The organism is Succiniclasticum sp., from assembly GCF_056977735.1.
Genome location: NZ_DBMCWA010000002.1, coordinates 49,846 through 73,747, shown reverse-complemented (window position 1 = coordinate 73,747; position 23,902 = coordinate 49,846). Strand labels below are relative to the sequence as shown.

General features: G+C 47.6%; 18 protein-coding genes and 1 riboswitch. Of the genes, 1 reads left to right on the top strand and 17 read right to left on the bottom strand.

All coding sequences use genetic code 11. From position 1 onward, the window contains the following. Window positions 1–156: 156 nt before the first annotated feature. The 9 genes from ACZOWY_RS01555 to ACZOWY_RS01515 all read right to left on the bottom strand — a co-directional run bounded on the left by ACZOWY_RS01555 (window position 157) and on the right by ACZOWY_RS01515 (window position 9,380). Window positions 157–1,182 (bottom strand): alanine racemase, encoded by a 1,026-nt coding sequence (locus tag ACZOWY_RS01555; RefSeq protein WP_484392289.1) that lies wholly within the window; start codon window positions 1,180–1,182, stop codon window positions 157–159. 139 nt (window positions 1,183–1,321) lie between these two features. After that, window positions 1,322–1,822: a hypothetical protein gene (locus ACZOWY_RS01550; RefSeq protein ID WP_484392284.1), complete on the bottom strand. Its 501-nt coding sequence runs from the start codon at window positions 1,820–1,822 to the stop codon at window positions 1,322–1,324. A gap of 72 nt (window positions 1,823–1,894) precedes the next feature. Further along, a complete protein-coding gene (locus ACZOWY_RS01545; RefSeq protein ID WP_484392280.1) occupies window positions 1,895–2,524 on the bottom strand; it encodes a hypothetical protein in 630 nt (209 codons plus the stop codon). Window positions 2,525–2,654: 130 nt separating this feature from the next. Then, entirely contained in the window at window positions 2,655–3,734 is a 1,080-nt protein-coding gene (locus ACZOWY_RS01540; RefSeq protein ID WP_484392275.1) for a hypothetical protein, read from the bottom strand. 50 nt (window positions 3,735–3,784) lie between these two features. Further along, window positions 3,785–4,576 carry a hypothetical protein gene (locus ACZOWY_RS01535; RefSeq protein ID WP_484392271.1) on the bottom strand — a complete coding sequence of 264 codons (792 nt, stop codon included), beginning with the start codon at window positions 4,574–4,576 and terminating at the stop codon, window positions 3,785–3,787. A gap of 45 nt (window positions 4,577–4,621) precedes the next feature. After that, window positions 4,622–5,506, bottom strand: coding sequence for a hypothetical protein (locus ACZOWY_RS01530; protein WP_484392267.1), 885 nt, complete (start codon window positions 5,504–5,506; stop codon window positions 4,622–4,624). A gap of 161 nt (window positions 5,507–5,667) precedes the next feature. Then, window positions 5,668–6,450 carry a hypothetical protein gene (locus ACZOWY_RS01525; RefSeq protein ID WP_484392263.1) on the bottom strand — a complete coding sequence of 261 codons (783 nt, stop codon included), beginning with the start codon at window positions 6,448–6,450 and terminating at the stop codon, window positions 5,668–5,670. Window positions 6,451–6,501: 51 nt separating this feature from the next. Continuing rightward, window positions 6,502–7,515, bottom strand: coding sequence for a zinc ribbon domain-containing protein (locus ACZOWY_RS01520; protein WP_484392258.1), 1,014 nt, complete (start codon window positions 7,513–7,515; stop codon window positions 6,502–6,504). Window positions 7,516–7,715: 200 nt separating this feature from the next. Continuing rightward, entirely contained in the window at window positions 7,716–9,380 is a 1,665-nt protein-coding gene (locus ACZOWY_RS01515; protein WP_484392253.1) for a TFIIB-type zinc ribbon-containing protein, read from the bottom strand. A gap of 355 nt (window positions 9,381–9,735) precedes the next feature. Between ACZOWY_RS01515 and ACZOWY_RS01510 the strand changes: the two genes are divergently transcribed. Then, entirely contained in the window at window positions 9,736–11,034 is a 1,299-nt protein-coding gene (locus ACZOWY_RS01510; RefSeq protein WP_484392247.1) for a DUF4428 domain-containing protein, read from the top strand. 110 nt (window positions 11,035–11,144) lie between these two features. Here ACZOWY_RS01510 and ACZOWY_RS01505 read toward each other — a convergent pair whose 3' ends face one another. The 8 genes from ACZOWY_RS01505 to ACZOWY_RS01470 all read right to left on the bottom strand — a co-directional run bounded on the left by ACZOWY_RS01505 (window position 11,145) and on the right by ACZOWY_RS01470 (window position 23,892). After that, window positions 11,145–11,816: a Maf family protein gene (locus tag ACZOWY_RS01505; protein ID WP_484392243.1), complete on the bottom strand. Its 672-nt coding sequence runs from the start codon at window positions 11,814–11,816 to the stop codon at window positions 11,145–11,147. 224 nt (window positions 11,817–12,040) lie between these two features. Next, window positions 12,041–15,802 carry an autotransporter outer membrane beta-barrel domain-containing protein gene (locus tag ACZOWY_RS01500; protein WP_484392239.1) on the bottom strand — a complete coding sequence of 1,254 codons (3,762 nt, stop codon included), beginning with the start codon at window positions 15,800–15,802 and terminating at the stop codon, window positions 12,041–12,043. A 1,588-nt stretch (window positions 15,803–17,390) separates the two neighbouring features. Continuing rightward, window positions 17,391–17,663, bottom strand: a complete 273-nt coding sequence (locus ACZOWY_RS01495; RefSeq protein ID WP_484392235.1) for a hypothetical protein — start codon at window positions 17,661–17,663, stop codon at window positions 17,391–17,393. 409 nt (window positions 17,664–18,072) lie between these two features. Beyond that, a riboswitch (cobalamin riboswitch) is annotated at window positions 18,073–18,238 on the bottom strand. 272 nt (window positions 18,239–18,510) lie between these two features. Further along, window positions 18,511–19,794, bottom strand: coding sequence for a glycosyltransferase family 2 protein (locus tag ACZOWY_RS01490; RefSeq protein WP_484392230.1), 1,284 nt, complete (start codon window positions 19,792–19,794; stop codon window positions 18,511–18,513). 137 nt (window positions 19,795–19,931) lie between these two features. Continuing rightward, complete coding sequence (gene pssA / locus ACZOWY_RS01485) at window positions 19,932–20,609, bottom strand: CDP-diacylglycerol--serine O-phosphatidyltransferase (protein ID WP_484392226.1); 678 nt, start codon at window positions 20,607–20,609, stop codon at window positions 19,932–19,934. A 2-nt stretch (window positions 20,610–20,611) separates the two neighbouring features. Continuing rightward, entirely contained in the window at window positions 20,612–21,235 is a 624-nt protein-coding gene (locus ACZOWY_RS01480) for a phosphatidylserine decarboxylase family protein (RefSeq protein ID WP_484392222.1), read from the bottom strand. A gap of 254 nt (window positions 21,236–21,489) precedes the next feature. Then, window positions 21,490–22,227 carry a WecB/TagA/CpsF family glycosyltransferase gene (locus ACZOWY_RS01475; RefSeq protein WP_484392218.1) on the bottom strand — a complete coding sequence of 246 codons (738 nt, stop codon included), beginning with the start codon at window positions 22,225–22,227 and terminating at the stop codon, window positions 21,490–21,492. Between the two features lie 54 nt (window positions 22,228–22,281). Continuing rightward, window positions 22,282–23,892 (bottom strand): peptide chain release factor 3, encoded by a 1,611-nt coding sequence (locus tag ACZOWY_RS01470; protein WP_484392214.1) that lies wholly within the window; start codon window positions 23,890–23,892, stop codon window positions 22,282–22,284. Window positions 23,893–23,902: the final 10 nt, after the last annotated feature.

Sequence of the window (23,902 nt, the reverse complement as noted above, 5' to 3'; positions counted from 1 at the left end):
GTTTTTCCGTTAATAAATAAAAACTTTTATTCATATTATTCCACAATTATCATACCACAAATCACGTCGTTCTTCTACTGATAAACACTCAGGTTTTGTAAAATAAAAACGCAAAGGGAATGAGCCGGCCAGACCCTTTGCGATGGAATCATTTGCTTACACTATATATTTCTTCACATATTTGCTGGTGTACAGATGCAGCAGCGCATGGTACTTCAGTTTAAACGTCAGCACATCCCCCACTTTATAATCGTCCGATCCGTGCAGGTTGATGATGGTGTGGTCGCTGCTGGCGCCGATGATTTCAATGTTTTCATCTAACGGAACCAGGTATTCGTATTCTACATCCTGTGTGCCGAAAGCAAGCAGCGCACGCTTCATCATACCTTCGTTTTTATATTCCACATGTTCCCCGAAGGCGTTGCCGCCAATGGTACCGATTGGCTGTGAAGGTTTCTCTTTGATTTCAATGATCTGCGCTTTAAACAGGAATGCATCGTCGTGCAGGTAGGAAAGCCTGCGGTTATCCACCGAATCGAAACCCAGCAGCCAGGCTTCGCCGAAACGCCCGTGGTTGACCTGCAGGGGCATGGTTCTGTTTTCAATCATTTCCATGGCTGCCGTGCTCATGCCGGAGATGTAAGGCAGTTTTACAGAGAATTTCTGTTCGATATGAGTTGCCACATCTATGAGCCCCTGCATGTTGGCTGCATCCGTAATCACCCCGCCGAAACACCCCAGATTCGTTCCCACGCCCAGCAGTTCCAGGTTTGGGGACCGGAGAACGGTCGCGGCGGCTTCCTCAACCTCGTCAAGATTTTTATAAAAGATTCCTTCCCGTAAATCCCCCATATCGATGGCCAGCATGATGCCGTGCGTTTTATTCTGTTTCTTAGCTTCTTCCTGCAAAAGAAAAATCGTGTTGCACTCCGATTCAAAACTAACTTCCGACGAAGCAACAACTTCTTTTATCTCGCAGGTCTGGGAGAGACGGATCAAAAGCCTTGTCTTTTTCGTTTTCAGTTTTGCCAGATCCTCAATGCGGGAAGAAGCCAGCCAGTCACATTGGCTTTCTTCCAGAATTTGCATTACCGCGTCGTCCGCGCAGAATCCTTTAATGACGGCGCACATGATTTTATGATCCGCATGCAACATGCGGGCCACGGTTTCTGTATTCTGCAATAATTTTTTCCTGTTACATTCCACACATGGGTACATGAATTCACCTTTGCCTGATCAGAATATTATTAAAAATTATAACATAACTCTTGCTAAAACAAAAACCGGACAGTATGCGCTGTCCGGAAAAACATGTTAGTAATCAAAAATCCGTGCCCAGATTGATTTCGGAAATTTTTTCCTCTTTGTCTACATAAAATGTTAACGTCTTCACAACGTTGTTAAAACTGTAAATATAGCCGATTCTTCCGTCATAGTCTTTAAATTTTTCTCCGGGTCCGAACTTTTTCACTACTGCCTGATACGGCATTCCCACCGAAAAACCGGACGGCGTGGTTATATTTTTATCTTTTACCATGTAGCCGACAACTGTTAACTTCTCATCCGGTGAAGTGTCTTCCGCATAGGTTCTGCCGAATACTTTGAACAAAGGACTGTAAACGTAGGTTACAAGGCGTACCCCTTCGCCCTTAAACTCGTCTTTGCCGGCAGGCTCACCGTAGACGGTTTTGACCTGAGCCAGTGTTGTTTTGGGTCCGATGCCCCGCAGGAACATTTCCGATTCGGGCATCGTATGGGCAAAACAGGTGGCGGAAAACAGGATGGAAAGCATGGTGAGTACTAGTAAAACGATTCGTTTCAAAATACGAATCACCTCCCCGACGTGTAAGTGGTAAGAGCGGTCAATCATTACACGGCCCGTGGACCGTATTTATTATTTCGTTCCGCATTTCTCGTGGGTAACCCACTTCTTGCCGTTTTCATCGTGACGCACATAGGTTTTGTCAAAGGGAACAAGGACTTTTTTTTCTACGACAGGTTTATCGTAGGACGCAGGATCCAGTCGTTTTGTATGTGTACTGGTAGCTTCAATGACGCAGTTGCCCTTGCAGCCCCCAACCAGCACATCAATATCAAACCGTTCATCGCCTTTCACATCCTGTCCAAATTTATTTTTAAAAGCTGGTCTTTTATCGCTGGGCAGGAACCGGTGGAAACCGGCTAATACTTCGCCGTAGGCAAGCAGGGCGCCTTTACCTTCTTTACCCTTGCCCGGATAGTCTTTGTAACTGTAACCGGTATTGCCCCATGTCAGGTGTGGAAAAGCGTCTTTTGAAATCTGGTCATACTTGGCAACATGCGGGAGTTTCATTACTTCCTGTGCGTGTTTTACTGCCGGATCTACTTTTTTCTCCGGCGCCTTTTGTTTCTCGTCTTTTTTGACATTTGTGGTCTGCTTGTTTTCCGGTTTCGGCGCCGGTTTCTTTTCCTCACCGCCGCAACCGGCTGCGCCGCAGGCTACAAAAGCAGCTAACGTTAATGCTAACAGTTTCTTTTTCATCATAAACAGGCCTCCTTACATAAATGTTTATATTAGCAATAATTGCAGCTAACCTGTTATCTGTTCAGGCAAAGATTATAATCCCGTGCATGGGTGCATGCATACACGGATACATGGACTCACCTTACTTTTCTTACACAATGATCAGGGTATCGCCCGGATGAATACAGGAAGTGTTTTCCGCGACAGTCACGATGGCATAATATCCTTCCCCGACGCTGTCAGCAGCTTCGCCGTTAGGTTGCTGCAACCATTTTATACGCATTAAATCACCGGAATCATTCTGTGTCACCCGGATCATATCGCCTTTGGACGCTTTGCCGTACAGTATCCTTCCTCTGATCTGGTATTCTGTTTTGCCGTTTTGTTTACTTTCATGCGTGCTGCTTACAGATAAAACGGCCTCGCAGCTTCCGTACTGCTCTTCCCATTCTTTCCGTTTTGTTTTAACGTCTGCTAAAGCCTGTTTGTATTCCGCCAGTGTAATTGTATTCAGGGTGTCATTGTAAACATCTTCGTATTCGCCGTCGCCGGCGTATTTTCTCGAATACTGAAACGGATACAGCAAGCGCACTTTGTCCGCGCACTCTGTGCAGATTTTCTGGTTGTCCTTCAACAAAACAAATTTAGGAATTTCATCCTTAACCGACCGTTTGATATCGCCCCAAAGGGAACCGGTGGATTTTTCGGACACGTTGGCTCCGCAGATGGGACAGGCATCCTGTTCTTTTCGTTTTTCATTGGCTGCTTTCTGTTTATCCGCTTTAGCAATCAGGGCGGACAGTTCTTTCAGGGTTGTATCTTCCAGCGCTTTATCGGTTTCACCGTTTTCTTCCAGCTCATTAAACGTATGGAAGCATTCATCGCAGATGTACCCGTCTTTCACTTCCGCCGTCAGTAGCTTCGGCATCTTTCCGCCGCAGATGGGACAGACTTTCGGTTTTTCCGCTTTGGCTGCTTTATCGGAGGCTATTTCACCTTTTTTTGCAAGTACGGCAGCTTTGATGGGAGCAATATAAAAATCCTTATCTTCATCCATTCTGCCCATTTCAAAGTCATCCAACACCAGTTCCCAGCAGTCCATGCAGATGATGCCGTCGTGAACATCCATGCCCCTGCCTGTAAAACTGTTACCGCAGACGGGGCAGATCCGTCTTTCTTCCGGCTTCTTTTCTTCTTTTTTCTTGCCGAATATACTGTCGAAAAATCCCATAAGAAGCACCTCCTTACAATTCCGGTTTAAGCACGCGATGGTCTTTCATATCAACCGACTCCGCCTTCGCTGTTATAAATCAGCAGTGCTTCCCCGTCAGGTTTGATCCGGTAAATCTGTTTGAAATCCTGGCTGACCAAAAAAGTCATGATCAACGAATTCCCATCATAGGCCTTCAGTTCATAGGAAGGTTTGATTGCCCCGATCCCCGGATAATTTTTTTCTCTGCCATCGGCTACAAAATTATCTTCAAAGCGGTAATCCACCCCCGGTTCCAGTCCGGTCAGCTGCGGATTCTGCTGGCGCACCCAGGCCATGGCCATAAAGGCGGAAGGCGAAGCGTAATCGCCTTGCCATACATACGTCCCCGCCAGGTCCGGATCCGTGCGCATAGCCCGGGTCTGATCAAACATCTGGGGCGTCAGGGTGATTGATTTATCCTTCACGTCCGCATTGTACACCACGCAGGTCATGGGCGGCAGTACTTTTGGATCGGGCATGGGATTGCGTTTGTCCGAATAACCGTAGGACAGGACAACACGGGAGGCATCCATGGTACCGGCGATGTAAATCCGCGGGGCCATATCAGAGCCTTCATAACTGTTGCCTGAATAGTTACGGCTTTCCACACCTACAAGAACGGAAGGATTCATATAAAGATCTTTAATTACAAAGACATCGATCCGACCGTTTGGAATACCGCTGGCGGTTTTACGCACATAAAGCCCTTCCACCGGCTGCCAGTCGTCAATGGCTTTCGGTTCTGCCTTTACCAGGCCTCCGCTGAAAACCATTGTCATAAAAAGGCTTGCGCATACTAACAATTTCCAAATCCGGTTCATCTTTTTTCGCCTCCTGTCAGATAACTGTTTTCACTGGATAACCAATTAACCTTTTGATCCGTCGATGTTGTAGATCATAACACCGTTGCCGTCGCTTTCAAACCGGTACACCGCGCTCAGATCCCGTGTTACGATAAAGGTCCGCAGCAACGTGCCGTTTTTGAAGACCTTTATGGCAAAGCCGAAGTCGCCAATCAGTTTATCATAGTCAGCCGCTTCTTTGCCGGTAATGGGAGCCGGCACGATCTGCAGGGTTCTGTCAAAGAAATCGGTTTTAGTATCGTTCCGGCCAAGCGATTCGACCAAGGCAAAGGCGGAATATTCGTCAATCATTGGCACGCTGTCTTTGCTTAACACATATTCGCCCCGGATATCCGGCAGATTTTTGGGACATTCTCCGGAATAATCAATAACGATCCGGTCTTTTAAGGATTTGATACCGCTGTTCATCATGAAAAACTGTTGGGGCGGCAACGCTTCTGCAATACCGTTCCCCCTGTAAATGCCAATGGTTTTGGCTCCGATGACAAACCGCACCGCCAGTCCCATCTGTGCAGGCTGAATGGTTCCGCCCAGCCAGATGCCGGGGTTGGTGTCCAGAGCCTCCCACCCGTGTTCATCGGCCGGCCCGTTATAATCACAGCCGTGCAGGTCGATTACAGGCCACTGATCCGGCAATACGGCTACATGGATAAAGGCGTTTGCCAGTCCGTTGGGATTTTTCCGTTCATACCGTCCGGCCACAGGGGGCCAAATCTCCCCTTTGTTCTGATATTGTGCTGCGATGGGCCAGTTTTGTGTTTCATTTACAGCGCTTTGTGGTTTATAGGCTTCGCTACTGACAGCGGGCGCGGCGCAAACGATAAACGGTGAGATAGTCAGCAAAAATAACCCCATTAAAACTCCGTAAAACCGTTCCTTCTTTATCATCCTGCATTCCACCTCCAGACAAAAAACAAAAAATATGTTTTGTTATACAAAACGCGTAATGATGGCGCCATGCTTTATCAGTACTTTTTTAAGGAAATGCTGATTAAATGGGTTGGTACGATGACCGGGAACTTGTTGCGAATGGCAAGGAACTGGTTCTGCTACTTTTCTTTATAAAACCAGTCCTGTTGCCCATTGATACTTAACATTTGGCAACCCGCATTCGCATCGTCTTCGATAGAAACGTAGGCGTAAAATTTTCCGGTGGCGTCATACAGTTTAAAGATGGGATTGTAGTTGCCTTCGTGCATCACTTTATAACTGCCTGCCGCTACCGCTTTTAAAACGCCATATTCATCTGTTTTCGGCTTGGGGTCAGGGCCTGTCCACTGGGGCGAATAAGCCGTCCAGAAATTATCTTTGGTAAACTCGTAACGTACGACAGAAGCATTCGCCCAGCTGCGCAACGTCCAAGTACCGATGATATCCGTATCGGCAACGGCAGGTTTTCCGTTCATCTTTTTATATTCAAAGATGTCGCCGGGCTTCAGGTAAGTAAAACCGGACTCTGTAACGGTAAACCGGATGCCGTTCTGCGTTCTTTCAAAAATACCGCGGAAGTTCTGGTCGTCATTGACGGAACCCTGGTTGATGGACAGCTTGTCACCACTGATATTGGCATAGCCGTCGGCATGGGCCAGCCGGTAAAAGAAAAAGTCAACGTAATAACCACCGGTCTGCGGGTTAGCTTCTTTGATAGTCAGTTTGGAATGAGTGTCGTTAGTACATTCCCAGGTTCCCAGAAATACGTTGTCCGTAGCTTCATAATACTTCGGATCCCGCACATCCGGGCCGGCTCCGTTGGGGCCGGATCCGGCAAGCACGGTTCCATGTAATGCCATTGCAAAGATCAGAAAACAGACGGCTATTATTTTCTTGATCAATTGAATCGCCTCCTTACAGTTCTAACTTATGTGCGCGATGTTTTGTCCCTGTCAGACTTTGCTGCCGCAGTTTTCACAGAATCTGCTGTCCGGTTTAAGCGGCGCGCCACAGTTCTGACAGTAGAGCGCCTGTGTCATCCCGGCTGCTGCCGGTGCGCTTTGTTCGCCTTCCCGGGGGATATCCTGCTGCGGATCGTTCTGAGGTAACGCAGTCTCAGGAGGATTGTCAGTCTGCTGCCCTTCTTCCTGTATTTCTTCCGGCCGGCTGTTTTGCTTCAGCTGTTTCTGACGTTCAATCGCCTGCAGACGCAGTTGTTCTTTGCGTGCCAATGTTTCCGCAGCAACCTGGTTGCTCTTCCTGTTTTTTAAGAAGAAATGGATGCCGACGCCGGCAAGCAGAATCAGAAACGCCGCGCCGGACCAGATGCGTGTGAGACGCTTGGCTGCTTCAGTCTCCGGGCTTTCTCCGGTGCTCTTTTTATTTTTTACATCAGTCTTTTCGGCGTTTTGGCTGCTGCCGTCTTTATTATTTTTTGCGTTTACAGTTTTCTTTTTATCGCCTGTGTCAGTTGTTGCATTTTTATCCGAACTGTTATTAGTTACCGGTTGGCCTGCAACCGCTGCAAGAACTTCTTCTCTGGCGGACAGGATCAGTTTGTTGACGGTGGTGACTTTCTGGTTATACTTATTGTCGTCGCTTTTATTGGTCAGGGCAAAGCTTTCAATCACTTCCAGTGTATCCGCATCTTTAGGAACTGTGTAGTTCAGGAACACTCTGCTTATGTTTTCTTTTCGATAGCTCTCGGTCTTAATGACTGTGTCTCCTTTTTTCACGGTAACCTGCAAACGTACAAGGCTGGTACGTCCTTTGATGGGAAGGTCCTTTGCATTCTTTAAAGAACCCTGGATCACAAATTTTAATTTGCTTTCCGGTTTGATTTTGCCAACATAGGTATGCATCTTATCTTTCTGTCCTACATAGCGGAAATCTTCCGCCCCTTCCGCGTCTACCGTTATGGCGGTCAGTCCCTGTTCCACGACAGGAGCGGCGGGTACCCGTCGCAATTCAGCGAAACAGGGTAAAGAGAAAAGACAGAAAAGGATTGAGAACAGCATCAGCTTGGTGAAAGTTTTAGTAAAATATTTCATCATGGTAAGCTCCCGTTATCAATAACATTTCAAAATTCTTCCTGAACCTCAAAAGGTTCCTTCCTGAAAATTTATTGCCAACAATTCCTGCGGCAAACCGGGTACGTATCGTTATCTTAACTGATAATCGCCGCTACGCTGCCAATTAAAATGAACAGCAGTGTGCCGCCTAAAAACAAACCGATACCGCCCATCATCCGCAGTGTTTTGATCAGGCCCCAGCTTTCCCCGTTCGCATCCTTCACGCCTACGCCGAACATGGACAGGACGGTAAGCTTCCGCGAATCTTTTTCGCCGATCAGTTTTTCTTTGCCGTTTTCCAGAATCTCATAAATAAAAGGATGGTCAAAGGCGTCCATGCGAATCCCTTTTGACAGGTACAGCAGGACGAGGATGAAGGCGATGCAATACCAGGCCGCGCCGTATTCCGGAGCAAAGCTGTCCATAAACTTTTCGCCTTCCTTCATGGTAGCCCAGCGGAAGAATGCGGCAATGATGGCAGGTAAAAATACCGTAACAAAGGTGTTCACAATAACGGAGATCATACGGCTCACCGGATAAAAGCGAAGATGCACCGGTACCAATTGGCCTGCGTCATTTCTCTCCCGGAAGACCGGCGTGTTATCGTACGGGTTTTCCAAAACGTCTTCCCCTTCTGCGATGGAGAGGGCATTTCCCTTGCGTTCCGCTTTGGCGGCTTCCGTTTTTAATACAATGCGGCGCACCACCTCACTGCTGTTTTGCGAAAACATAACCCCGTAAATAATAAAGGGCACGGTGGTGATATACAGGCCCATCCATGCATTGCCGAATAAAAATGTCAGGAGAAGGAAGGTTCCCAGGGTGTACAGGAACCAGTTCCACAGCCAGGGCCTGGATTTTTTCTCGCGCCCGGTAGAGACAGCGATGCGTCCGGTCTGACCGTTCATGACTGCAGTGAGGGTTTTCGTTTTGATAAAATAAACGGGTAGCAGAACGGGAATGGTAAGCAGGCTTCCGGATTTTAAATTTATGTCGACGCCCTCGGTCTGCATGACCCGTTCCACTTCCGGCAGGAAATCTTCTTCCACTTCCTGCAGGATACGCTTTTCCGTCTGGGCGCCGGAAATGTCGGACAGTTTTACATTCTGTCCGGCGATATATCCGTATTCAAAAGGACGGGCTTCCGACCAGTCAAAGGGCTCCATGGCGTTTAATGTCAGGTTGTCCAGCTGTTTGGAGGTGTTCACCGCTGTACCGTCCAGATATCCGTCGCAGTAGTATTGGCGGTATGTTTCGTCACGGCTCACCGTGCCGCCAACCGGTCCCCGGACCAGTTGGTATGGCAGGTAATACCCTTTGAATTGCCCCATATTGGACAGGACTGCCTGGCCTTCCGGCTTTTTTTCATTTTCATGAGCCCACTCCAGCATCCGTTTTTTTGCTTCTTCGGGCGTGATGAAAAAAGGAATGATCAGTTCCGGCATCTGTTCCGGTCGCAGCAGATCCTTCCGGATCAGTTTGCTGCCGCAGAAGTCGCAGGTACCGGAAGCTTCCCCTGCTTTAAAGATCACCTGTGCCCCGCAGGTGGGACAGGAGTGTTCTTCCAGATTCTGTCCGGCCGAACCGGCTTTTATATTTTTCTTGTTCAGGTCGCGCCACTCGCTCATCTTCCGTTCCACTTCCTGGATGCCGGAGACCTGCCCGCAGTTCGGGCAGCTGTAGGTCTGGCGCATAATGTCGAAACCTGCGGGGGCGCCGCAGTTTTTACAATAGATTCGGAGCGGATTGGTTTTTGCCATACTGCTTTCCTCCTGTCATGGTAACGAAAGGAAATGTTTTCTGTAAAAGAAAACAAGTTCACTTGAAAAATGAAAGGCGAAAAAACTATATTACCTATTTTTCATTTTATATTTTATACATAAATCATATCACAAAAGATAATTACTGTATATAAAAGATAATCGGTGAAAATATTACGAAACGAAAGAGATTTTTAAAGTGTAAGAGTTGAAACATAACAGATACTTGCAATTTCATATTACTATATTGTAAAAAAGTTGTCTTTATTTACATGGAAAAAAAGTGTATAATAAAAAAAGATAGTACATTAATAAATTTCTGCAAATATATTTTATAATCACAAGGAGGTTCACAATGGGATTCTTTGGCAGCTTATTTGAAAAGAGACAGTGCTCTATCTGCGGAAAGGAAATGGGACTTACGGAACGCAAAGAATTGTCCGGCGGTAATCTGTGCGATGACTGTGCGGAAAAGCTTTCCGACTGGTTTTCAACAGAAGCCCGTAAAGCTTCCACTCCCCAGCAGATCAAGGAACATCTGGCTTACCGCGAACAGAACCGGCAGGCGGTAGCCCAGTTCCGCGCGACCCGTACCATCGGGAAGAACACAAAAGTGTATCTTGACGAAATGAACCGGAAGTTTATGGTGTCCTCTGCAAGCAACCTGCAGGAAGACAATCCGGATGTCATTGACGCTTCCGCTATTACCAACGTCGCGGTGGATATTAACGAATCCAAGCATGAACTGCGCACCAAGAATGAAGAAGGACGGAGCGTATCCTACGATCCTCCCCGTTACGATTTTTCCTACGATTTTTATGTAGACATTGACGTAAGCCATCCCCACTGCAGCCACAGACGCATCAAAGTGAACAGCAGCAGTGTCTGGGTAAGGTATGATTACCTGCAGGCCAGAGGCCTGAGCGGTTTTGGCAACCGTACCATGGGCAATTCGTTTAATGCAGGCGGAAATATGAACAATATGGGGGCAGCAGCCGGTATTATAGGCGCAGTCATCAACGGCATTCAGAACAGCATGAACGCCAACAACCCCGCCGCCATGTATCCGCCGGAATACCAGGAGAATATGGCGATTGCGGAAGATATCCGCGTATCTCTGCTGAATCTGCGTAATCCGGGTTCCGCTGTGCCGAATCCCGGCATGGGTATGAACGCCGGTATGGGAACCGTAGGCGGTGTGGCCGGCATGGCCGCCGGCGCCGGAATGGCTTACCAGCAAGGATATCCGCAACAGGGCATGCAACAACAGGGTTATATGCAGCAAGGGTATCCGCAACAAGGTTTCCAGCAGCAAGGATTCCAACAGCAAGGTATGGGTATGCAGCAGCAACAGGGTTACCCGCAACAAATGCCACCGCAGGGTTATCCGCAGCAGGGCTACCCCGGACAGATGCCGCAACAGGGTTATCCGCAGCAGGGTTACCCCGGACAGATGCCACCGCAGGGTTATCCGCAGCAGGGCTACCCCGGACAGATGCCGCAACAGGGTTATCCGCAGCAGGGTTACCCCGGACAGATGCCGCAACAGGGTTATCCGCAACAGGCGGCAGACGCAGGCAGCTGGACCTGCCCCAACTGCGGAACACAGAATCAGGGCCAGTTCTGCGTAGGTTGCGGAGCACCGAAACAGTGATAAAGATTTCAATTAAACATTCTTCAAAATTGTTATAAACGATTCTGCAAAATAATTATAGCGCTCCTGCAAGAAAGCGGGAGCGCTATTTTACATTTCTCTTACTATTATTAAACTATGGAACCAACGCCTGCCTTGCGCAACATTTCATAAACCGCAGTTACCGGCAGCCCTACTACATTGTTGTAACAGCCTTCGATCCGTTCGACCAGTACGGCTCCTTTGCCCTGTATCCCGTAGGCGCCCGCTTTATCCAGCGGTTCCCCGGTTCCCACGTACCAGTCAATCTCGTCTCCTGTAAGTTCGCGAAAGTGAACGACGGTTGTTACAACCTGCAACTGTGTCATTTTCTGATATAAGACAACCGCAGCGGTTTTTACAGCATGCGCCTTGCCTGAAAGCAATTCCAGCATATGCTTTGCTTCCGCCGCATCAGCCGGTTTGCCTAAAATCTGTTCTCCCAAAACGACAATCGTATCGGCAGCCACGACCGGTAAACCGGTTCCCATTACAGATGCAGCTGCCATGCCCTTGCCTAATGCGTTATAGGCGCAGACCAGATCCTCATTCTGGTAAGGTGTAAGCAGAATTATGTCGTTTTCATCAAACAATAAAGCTTTTGAATCTGTGCTTTTTTTCTTTTGTAATTGTTGCAGATGAGTTTCAGCGTCGCAGATGCTTTTTACTTCTGCAAAAGGAAATGAACATGTTTCCACTTCCCAGCCCATTTGCGACAAAAGAGCAAAACGACGGGGCGAGCCTGACGCTAAAAGTATTTTCATAGCAATCTCCATTCCGCCGCCGTTAATCGGTGGCACAAATAGTAATGAAAGCAATCTTTCACACCAGTACCTCATAAAAGTTGAATTACAAATATATCCAGCTAATTTTACCATATTCAGAAACAGAAAAAAAGTCCGGCCGGTCAGAATGCATCCGATCAGCCGGAACGGGAGTAAAAAACAGAGGAGTGTTTATGTCTTTCAAAGAGTAAACGGGTATGTAATCAGAATGTATATTCTATCGTTCCGTAATAGGTGCGCCCCGCCATCGGATAATTCAGGTTCCGCTTCGTGCCATAGTAATCCTGCATCACTTTGTAACCGGCGTTAAACACGTCGTTTACGCCTACGCTGACGCGCAGCGCTTTGTTAAAGCGGTAGTGTGCGCCGAAGTTAACGATGGAATACGAATCTTTAACCGCTTCCGCCTTACCGGTAGTCGTGGTTGCCGAAGATTCCGTACCCCGGATAACTTCCTTGCCGTGATACTGGTATTCGCCGAAGATACTGAGCTTATCACCAGGGAAGGTGTAGTCGATACGGCTGTCAATGACCCAGTCAGGCACAAAGCTGGACGCGCCGTCCGCTCTGGCGCTTAACGATGCCCCTTCGATGCCCATAGCGCTTCTGCCCTTCTGCCAGGTGCCAGATAAAGCGAAGTTCAGGCGGTTCCACTTCATGTTATGACTGAATTCGATGCCATGGAGGGCAACACTGCCGGAAGGCATGTAATAGCTTTCGCCACTGCCACGGTACGGTGTATACAGCACCAGCTGGTTGTTGGAATGACGCTGGAACCAAGTCAGATTTGTGCTGGTATCGGCGCCAGCCATACGGCCCTGGTGATTGATACCGAAATCAAACTGATGTCCCCATTCCCAGGCGCCTTTCCGATAACCCAGGCTGTTTTCCAGTTTCTGGAAATAACTCTGGGTAATGAAATACCCATCGCCAAACATTTCATAGAAATTGGGATGCCGGTTGTATGTACCCCATGTAGTCTTGATGCCCCAGTGATTGCCAATTTGTTTCTGCAGCGCTACTCCGCCGGAATACCGCCATTCATCGTCTTTTTCCGCATAGGCGCCCTTCAGACCGTCCATCTTCACCTTGTCGGCACGGCCGGTCAGTGTGAGTTTCAGGTCGCCGGAACGGTTGAGCCGCATGGTATCCTGCAAGGTAAAGTGGAGCTCACTGTTGTTGTACCGGTTAAGCATGCTCTTGTTCTTGATGGAACTGATCCATGACCAGTCCCGTTCTGTTGTCCAGTCATTGCCGTTTGCAGACATTCTTTCCTTCACTACGTTGGCATTCAGTTCCAACAGGTGGCTGTTCCACAGGTTATAGCTGAGGTTGAGGTTGAAATCCCATTTTTTGGAATGGTAATCCGCCCACTGGCGGCCCGGTGAAGTCGTTACCTCTTCGCCGTATGGCCACGAGCCATTCAGGTCTTCCGACGGCGGCCACGACTTAGCGTCCTCAATATTCTTCATCATGCCGGTATTCCGGTATTTTTTATTACTGTCAATATAGGCGACATGCCAGTTCAGGTTTAAATCCTTCCAGTTATCTTCCCTTCCTACATAGAATTCCTTGTAATCCAGGTCCAGATGGCTGTCCAGATAACCGTGACGCCAGTACGGATCCGTTGCATTGTAGAAACTCAGTGAAGGCGCCAGTTCTTCATGGTTATGTTTATACTGTGCTTTCACAGTCCAGTGATCGTCCTGCCATTTCAGCATGCCGTCCGTATCCCGGAAACCGTTGGAACGACGCCAGGCTTTTGTACTGTAATCATTATCCACAGCCTTTACCGGGAAATCGCCGTCCCAGATATCGCGGGTGGCCGTGGCAAGCAGGCTGCCTTTTCCCAGCGGCGTACTGTATTCCATAGTGGTAGTTGCACCGCCATACGAACGCATGCCCTGCGTAATACGCCCATGACCGCTGTCCGGCTTTTTCGTCACAATGTTAATAACGCCGCCCAGAGGCGCCCCTGCAAAGCGCGCCGGCACGTAACCGCGGTACACCTCAATACGCGCCACATTGTCCGCCGGAATCGCCGACAGGTTCACCGCCGCGTCGCCACTCAGGTTCGCACGGACGCCGTCGATGTAAACATCAACCTGCGCAGCCGACGACCCGCGAATGCGTGCGGTCGTATAATGCCCCTGTCCGTTCTGCCTGTCAACAAACAGACCCGGAACCCGTTCCAGAAGAGCCGGGATATCCTTTTGTTCGCCTTCGAACTCTTTGGGGTCGATTACCGTAACCTGTCCAGGGGACAGTTTCTGCTCCCAGTCCGGACGGGGCGCTTCTACCGTAATTTGTGAAAGCATAAAGCCTGCCAGATCGCCTTCGCCCTGCCAGATGACCGGGTTTTCCGATGTATTCGCAGTTGCTGCGGGCTTAGAAGCAGTTGCTTCTGTCACTAAAGGGGCATTTGCAGCCGGTTTTGCCGGCAAAGCCTGATTCGTTACATTCGCTGTACGGCTTTCCGCATTCCGAAGTGCTGTCGGTTTTTCTGCTGTGCCTGCATCCTGTACAGCAGTATCACTGGCTGCGGAAACAGCCTGTGCACCCTGTTGCGAAGTGTTGGCAACGTCATTGGCAGCAACGCGGCCTGCCAGCGGTTTTGCTTCCTCTGTTTTACCTTTTTTGCCTTTACCGCCGATGCCATCCCAAGAGACTTCTAACCTGCCGGAAATATTCCAATCATTACCGGCCTTTCGCCCCAGCGTGCGTTCATAATCCACGTGCAGACGGGTTGCCTTGGAAAGGGCCACGTCGCCGCCGACCTTAACTTCCGCCCAGGTATCGCTGCCGCCCTGTTCCCCGGCCAGCTGACGGGCCTTGATGCGGCCGGTGCCGGTGGTTCCGTTCGACGCATGGGCTTCGATGAGCTGTTCCGCTTCCTGTTTGCCGCCAAATTCATGGGCCACATCTACTCCGGCATAAATTATCCCTTTGTTCTTTGCCAGATTTTTGCCCACTGTTAAGCCAGCTTTACCCACAAAGGAATTCCAGCCTTTGGTGTTGACTATCAAGTCATTGGAAAGCGTGTATTTGTCATCCTCAATATGCCCCGCATAAACAGAAACGTGGGGATCGAACCATGCGCTGCCTTTATCGGTCCGTTTGCCGTAGCGGAGTCCGAGACCGTAGGCCCAGGTATTGCCCTTGCCTTCCACATTGCCATAGGTCCCGTCGCCGGTGGTATCCGCGCCGCCGTTTTGTGTACCTGTGGGAGTATAAATCAACTGATGAAGCCCTTTACCGTTATTCCCGTAAAAATGATATTCGTTCTTCAGCTTTATCGCAGAAGCTTCCGCGTCAATGTAATGCCCTTTCTGTCCCACCCAGGACCCGTAAATGCCGAGGCCGGAGCCTTCCTGATCGCCGTGACCCTGGGAAGGCGTATGGGAAGAACCGTCCAGCCGCGCCGCGTAAAAGCCGGCATACACGTTGCCGCCGTAGTATTCCCGGTTCAGCATCTTATCGTAGCCTGCCATCATACCGGTATAGGACTGGCCAACGTCACGGCCATAATCGCCGGAGCTGTTAAACCGTCCGTGCCAAACCTCAGCCCAGGCGTTTTCCCGTGCCGCTTCTTTCTTTTCATCGCTCCATGCGTACCGGGTATGCAAATCAGCCGGACGTCGGAAGGCATGGTCACTGAATCCGCGCCACAGGTTCTGGGTTACCAGCATATTATCGCTGGCATTCTTTCCGCTTTCCGCCACTTCCCCGGTGTTCTGGAAAGTATAACCGGTCAGATACCACAACGTACCGGAATAGGAACCGTCTTCATTAGCAAAATAGTCTTCCACTTTATCAATTTCCGGTTTGATGGTATATACGTTGAACACTCCGTCCGCTTTTGATTCCTGCCCTGTAACAGTAAACTTATCCGCGCCATTGAGAATGCCAAGCAATGGTTGATAACCTTGATAAATTGGATCGGGATCAGTAGTATCCCCTTGCAAGTCTATACCTCCATAAGAATTTCCCTTTTCAATTCCGGGTACATATCCTAATTGGATATAAAGATTTGTAGAAGAATTGGTTTTGTTAAAAGCTTCTGCATCTTTAATATATACAGAATCAAAGTTTGCTGAATAGAAATTATGTTTCCCAATAAAATTACCATTGAGATCGTATTCTGGTTCTATGCTACTATAACCGCCTAAACGAAAAGTTGTCCCTTCCCCTAAACTTGCTTTATCAATAATCATTGTTCTGGCTACCTGGGTCATTATGTCTGAATTGTTCCCATCACTATCGGTCATAACATCAGAACGAAAAGCATTATATCCAATAGAATTAAAGCCCGTATTACCAGTTACAGGATTTGTATTGGCCCAACTCATATTAATCACACTGTTTTTGCCGGTAGTAAGATTTCCTATTGTTATAGCTGTTTTGGATTCATCCATGATAGGTTGTTTATCCGTTGTGCTTTCATAAAATAATGACGTTTCACCACTAAAATCATCTCCCCATTGAGAAAAATCTTCATCGTAAGAAGTTCCAGGTGTTAATATGCCGTTTTTTACAAACCAGTATGTATTAACCGAATATTCTTCTTGATTTTCAAAAGGTGCTCGTTCTCCTCCAGTTACGCATATAGTTCTGTCCATTGGTGCCCAATGTTCATTATCCATAACTTGTTTGGAATTATATGTCTTTTGAACATCGCCAATTTGAATGCTCGAACCAGAATCCTGCAATGAATGCACAACATCAAGTTCTGAATATTTTTCTGGGTGTTCATTCATATAATCTGTAAAATCATTTTCTTCGCCATACCAGCGGTTAGGATCCCAACTATTCATCAAATCATTGGCACGATTTAATTCTTCTTGTGACAGCGAAACCACATAATATTTTGGCAAATATTTTTTCATATATGTGCTGATGCCTTCCGTATCTTCTTCGTGTATCAACCGATATAACTCCTGTGCATAAACCGGGTTATGAAATATATACTCATTTGCAAGATTTTTATTCCAAAGAGGACCCGAGTTGCTTTGGATAACCAGTACTTTATATTCATTTTTTTGCTTGTCAGGATTATAATATCTTGCTACCACAGAATTAGGTAAATCGTCATCAGTACTATCTGATAAATCATACGCATAATCAATACCATATGTAAAATCTTTACCGCCATATATGGGATTCAATGAATATTCCGGATTGTAATCTAATACTTTTAACAAATCTGCATCTGCGGATTTGAGGACATTATAACTTTTATTATAGCTCAACCTGTACATGTCTTTAGCATAAGGTATATCCCCTGGTTCCATGTAATAGCTGGCATTTCCTTTCGTTTCGGTTAATGTTTCGGCATGTACATAGGGAACAGCTGTAATAAAACAGATTGGTATAATACATCCTGCCCGAAGGAAATGTTTTATTCTTTTTTCAAGATTATAAAAATATTTCCTTTTTGAGTAGTGGCGTTTCATATTTTTCCCCTTCTTAAAATAATTATTTAGGATATCGTTGACAAGTTACCTTGCCAACGATATCCCCTATTATAAAAGTTTTATCAATAACTAAAGATTTTTACTCTTTGCGCATGGCCTCGATTTCTTCACGTGTCAGATGAGGCCGAAGAACTGTTTGTACCGTTCCTGCAGGAATAGTACCAAAAGAGTTAACCGTTAAGTTCGTATTCAGTGCCAATACATGAGGGTCTCCACCAAAATCATTACTTGATCCACCATATTTTTTCAGAGCCACCGTTTTCTGTGTCCCGTTGGACAGGCAGGTTCCGATTGCGCCTTTCGTATAAGCAGAATTAACAACACCAAAGACAAATTTTGTAGCAGTAGCCATGTTTAGTCCTCCTTTACTTTAAACGCCATAACTTTAACATTAACCGGCTTCAATTAGCCGTTTCACAACGAAGCTTTTCATCATACAGTTTTCATTCCACCCTGGCTCACGCTCACAGGCATCCCTCCTTTTAAGTACCGGCTGGCAGGTATAACCAGTATCAGAAAAACAAAAAACCGATTCCTCTGTTGATTAAGAAGAACCGGTAGTTAACAGTAATATGCGAATTTGGGTATACTTAACAAGACGGTACGTGAAAAGGACACACATATCGCCTGTCATTTCCGATACAAAGACAATGAGTCCCGTTTTTGTCAATACGAAACACACTGCTCCAAAAGCATGTCATACAGTTACACTGCGACAGTCCTTCCGAATCAGATATACCCCAGCTTGTACTCGCAAGGTTTCAGGGTAGTCGATAATAGGTGGCACTCTGGCTGAGTTCATCATTCTGTTATCCCTTTGTGAGAGGACTGCGATAACAAAACTCCCCATACAGTTGCGGTAGCAGTTCCGGATTCCCACCGGATTCCCCACTTGGCCTTGCGGCCTCTATTACCCCTCTGTGTATTTGACAAGGTACATAAAGCAAAACGTAATTAAACATTAATTAGAAATTAATATTAATTAGCTTTATATTCTTAATTCTACTTAATCCTGTATAAATTGTCAAGCGCCTTTTTTATTATTTTTGCCTGCGGTTTCAAAAATGTGATTTTAATAGCCAATTGGTAAACCAAAAAAACACAAAAAAAAATTCCCCTTCTGTTTTCAGAAAAGGGGAAAACGTTTCAGTTTGCGCCGGATAGTTTTGGTTTTAATTAAAGATTATACGGAAACTCCATTATTTTTTCTTAAACGCGACCTGCTTCGGGCCTACGTTTACCACGTCATCCGGGATGATCACATCGTCGAAGCTGATGCTGCGGGTGTGTAAAGTGTGGCACCATTCGTGTTCGTTCCGATGCAGGAAACCGAGCATCACGATGGGGATCCAGCTGTAAATGAAGATGGGATATGCCAGAAGATACAGCCAGGATTTAAAGGAAGCGCGAATCTTCCAGAGCACCGCGACCGGGAAGATGTACTGCCCTACGCCGATGATCTGCCAAACCTGGATGGGAAGCACTTCATACAATACGTTTGTGTAGAAAGGAACCAGATTGTAAATGTACGTGCAGATGACAAAGAAGGTGGACAGCAGCAGGAAATACGGCTGTACCAGATTGATCATACCGTCCAGCACCACGATGTTGTGCTCGGTAATCCCCTTCCACAACATTTTCGGGATGTAACGGTTGGCTACGTCAAAATGACCCTGCGCCCAACGTTTGCGCTGGTTCCAGGCCGCTTTGAAGGTCAGAGGTTTTTCATCATAGATGACTGCGTCATGGGCCCAGGTAGTAGGAATGTTTTCCATCAGGGCCTTCATGGTGAACTCCATGTCTTCGGTCAGGCAGGTAGCGCCCCAGCCGTACTGCTTCAGCAGTCTGGTATCGATGCACATGCCGGTGCCCCCTAACACGCAGGACAGACCGATGTTATATTTTGCCAGATGCCAGATGTGGTTTACGATCCAGAAAGAAATGGAAAACATGCCGGATACCCAGGTATCGGTAGGATTTTTGGAATCCATATAACCCTGAATGAGGCGTTCCCCGCTGCACAGATGATTGTTCATGATCTTCAGGAAGTCGGGATGCACCAGATTATCGGCATCGAATATGCAGACTGCGTCATACTGGCGCTCCAGTCCGAACAGGCGCTGGAACATCCAGTCCATGGCAAAGCCTTTGCCCTTTCCTGTTTCGCTGAACCGTTCGTAAACGATGGCGCCGGCGTTACGTGCGACTTCTGCCGTTTTATCCACGCAATTGTCCGCTACTACGAAAATATCGTACAGCTTATCCGAATAGTTCAGCTGTTTCAGATTTTCAACCAGCTGTGCGATGACCTGCTGCTCGTTATGGGCGCAGACAACCAATGCAAACGTGCTCTTTTCCGCAAACTGTTTCGTCTCTTTCATTTTGCCGAAGAGGCCGAACCAGGAAACCACAAAATAATAGATGGTAAAGAATACGATGATCAATTGCAGTGGGATCATCACCACATCGTAATTAAAATGCATTTGGACCTATGCACCCTGTCCTTTCCTTAAAGTTACAAGAAGAAACCAAAGACCGCACCCGGCAGGTGGGACCGTCGTTTCTCTGTGAGAATGTTATGCAGAACACGATTCTGCATAAAGTGTAACAGACTGATCTATTATTCTTTTACAAACAACATACAATAAACTGCATTTATGACACCGGCGATAAAATAGGTAAACATACATACAAACGGCCAGCCGGAAGGCCGCTGCCATAACAGGTACGCACCGATTAAAACCGCTAATATAACCGGATACCGGTACATGGGATTGCCTTTTCCTTTAAAGTCCGGAAACTTTACATTGCTGTACAGAATGATGGTCACAGCCAGTGTCATAACTCCCGCAACAAAGGGCGTAAAAGTAAAACCGGACAGTACGTAGGTTGCAATACAGCAGGCACCTGCGGGAATAGGCATTCCCTGGAAGTACCCGTGAACCACAGAAGTGTTCACGTTAAAACGCGCCAGACGCATGGCCCCGAAGAACGTGTACAATCCGGCGATTATTTTACCCCACCACCCCAGGTCTGTCAAGGCAAACTGGTAAATCAAAATGGCAGGCGCAACGCCAAAGGCTCCCAGGTCACAAAGGGAATCCATTTCTACTCCGAACGGACCCTGAACACCCAGCGCCCGGGCAGCTCTTCCGTCTAACGAATCGGCGACGACGGACAGGATGATGCAGATGGCCGCCATAAAATAGTTCTGCTCCTGTGTATAAAAAATGGAAAAAACCCCCAACACTAAGCTGATACCGCTGATGGTGTTAGGCACGATGCGTTTGTAATTCACGCTTATATCCTCCCCAATACCGTAATGCCGCCTTTGACCTTATCCCCTTTTTTACAGAGGATTTCTACCTTTTCCGGCACAACCAGCTCCGTACAGGAACCGAATTTGATCATACCGTATACTTCCCCCTGATCCAGGTGGTTTCCCAAATTTACCCAATTGTCAATACGGCGTGCCAGAATTCCGGCAATCTGGATGACCAGGATTTTCATACGTTCATTTTCAATTCCCATTGCGAAACGTTCATTTTCAAAAGCAGCTTTCTGGTTAAAAGCCGGCAGAAATTCGCCTACGGTATAACGCTGAAATTTGATCGTACCTTCCGCAGGGCTCCGGTTTACATGCACATTAAATACGGAAAGGAAAATCGTCACCTTTTTGGCTTTTGCATTCAGGAACTCATCGTCATAGAATTCCGACACGTCCATAACCGTACCGTCAGCCGGGGAATATAACAAAGAGTCGTCCGGAATGACAGTCCGTTCCGGATTACGGAAGAAATAGGCAAAATAGCAGGCCAGCACCAGGGGGATTACGGCAATGTGAATCCCAAATGCAAAAAAGCAGACAACTGCCAGCACCAGTGATGCGGCAATAAAGGGGTATCCCTGTCGTACGATATGCATGAGCGGCCTCCTTCCTTCTTACTTGTCTAAATTTCCCTGTACTTCGTTATCGTCGGTCAGCGTAGGTTTAACTACGCTTTCCCTCCTCTGCCTTGTACAGGAAAATTTATCCTGCGTAATAATCTGTATTCCCCTGTACTACGTTATCGTCGGTCAGCGTAGGCTTAAGTTTAAGTACTACGTTATCGTCGGTCTAAACTTACATTAACTTGTACATTATAGTATGTAAAAATGAATTTGTCTACAATATTTAGTTATTTTTTCTTTCTTTTTTCACTGCGTACCGCAAACACAAATTTTGGCAGCGCCAGCATCCGCATAAAACGGCTGGGCTGTTTCACCAGACGGAAAAACCATTCCAGCCTGGCATCCTGCATCCATTTGGGCGCCCGCTGTACTTTCCCGGCCAGTACATCGAAGCTGCCGCCAATTCCCATAAGCAGATGAGGATGCAATGACTTCCTGTATTTTGCCAGCCATTTTTCCTGCTTGGGAGCGCCTAACGCAGCAAACAGCATCATCGCCCCGCTGCGGTTGATATCTTCGATGATGGCCGGTTCTTCTTCTGCAGAAAAATAACCGTTCCGGCAGCCGGCCACGTTCAGGCCGGGCCAGCGGCGCCTTCCTTCTTCCGCGGCTTCCTCTGCGATACCGGGCTTGCCACCGAAAAAGTAAACAGGGATTTTTCTTTTTGCAGCTTCTTCCAGAAGTCGCAGATACAGATCGTATCCCGCCACCCGTTCCGGGATGGTGTACCCCAGATAATTTCCGGCCCAGACTGTTCCGGCTCCGTCAGGGAGGATCAAATCGGCTGTTTCTGAGAGCAGCGTCTTATATTCAGCGTCCTCCTGGGCCATCATAATGATTTCCGCGTTAGCAGTGACGACAAAATTATTTTTCTTAGCTGCCGTATCCGCTGTCAGTTTCTCAACCGCTTCGTCCATCGTATAAGGCACTACGGGAACACCTAAAATTCGTGCAATTTCTTTCATGTAATTAAAACCTTTTACTAAATTATTTCCAATTATCTTCGGATGGTACTGCCTTTACACTCTCGCCTTATCCGAAGGTACTGCCAAAAACTCTAAGCCCGGATTACGCTGCAAAATCCAGTTCAGCGCCCATTCATTATTGACCAAAATGACCGGACGGTCCTTCTTGTCATATACAAGCATACCGTTGTCAAGGCCCCGCAGCTTTTCAATGTCTTCCGGATTATCTGCATAGACCCAGCGGGCGACGGTAAAAGGAAGCTGCGTCATGACCAGCTGGGCATTGTATTCGTTCTTAAGACGGTATTCCAATACTTCGAGCTGCAGCTGCCCTACCACACCGACGATAAAGCTTTCCAGACCTACATGCTTCTGCAGGAATACCTGGACAGCGCCTTCCTGGGAAAGCTGCAGGATGCCTTTTTCAAACTGTTTGCGCTTCAGTGAATCCTTGGGCTGTACCCGGGCAAAAATTTCCGGCGGGAACACAGGGAAATCTTCAAACCGAAGTTTCAGCTTTTCGTCACTGAGGCTGTCGCCGATCCCAAAGATACCCGGATCAAACAGGCCGATGATGTCGCCGGGGTACGCTTTTTCCACAATCGTGCGTTCCTGCGCCAAAAATTGCTGGGGCTGCGCCAGTTTTACCGGCTTGCCGCTCTGGGCATGATACACGGTCATCCCTTTGTCAAACTCACCGGAGCAGATGCGCATGAAAGCGATGCGGTCCCGGTGGGCCGGGTTCATGTTAGCCTGGATTTTGAAAACAAACGCGCTGAACAGCGGGTTATCCGGCTGGATCACATCCCCGTCCAGCAGTGTGCGGGGCTGGGGCTCCGGAGACATCTCGAGAAACTTTTCCAGAAACTTCTGCACACCGAAGTTGGTCATGGCGCTGCCGAAAAACATAGGTGTCAGTTCGCCCTTAAGGACATCTTCGATATGAAACTCTTCCCCTGCCATATCCAGCAGTTCGATATCGCCCTGCAGCGCTTCGAACAGTTCGTCCCCAATCATTTCTTTAATGCGGGGATCATCAATGTTTGCGGAAAATTCTTCCAGCTGTTTGCTGCCGTGGCTGGCATCTGTCTTAAATAAGGAAACTTCTTTTGTCAGACGGTTGTACACGCCTTTATACTTTCCATCCAGTCCAACAGGCCAGGTAATGGGATACACTTTTATCTGGAGGATCTTTTCTACCTCTTCCATCAGATCCAACGGTTCCCGGCCAAAGCGGTCAAGCTTATTGATGAAAGTAAAGATCGGCAGGTGGCGGCGGTGGCAGACCCAGAACAGCTTTTTGGTCTGGGGTTCGACGCCTTTGGCCGCATCGATCAGCATGACGGCGCTGTCGGCCGCCATCAGGGTGCGGTATGTGTCTTCCGAAAAGTCCTGATGGCCCGGCGTATCCAGAATGTTGACACGGTAGCCCTGGTAATCGAACTGCAGCACGGAAGAAGTAACGGAGATACCGCGCTGTTTTTCAATTTCCATCCAGTCGGAAACAGCGTGCTTATTGGCTTTCCTGGCTTTTACACTGCCAGCCAGGTGAATGGCGCCACCGTATAACAGCAGCTTTTCGGTTAAGGTGGTTTTACCGGCGTCCGGATGCGAAATGATGGCAAAAGTACGCCGTTTCTCTATTTTTTCTTTTAATTCGCTCATGGTATCTCCT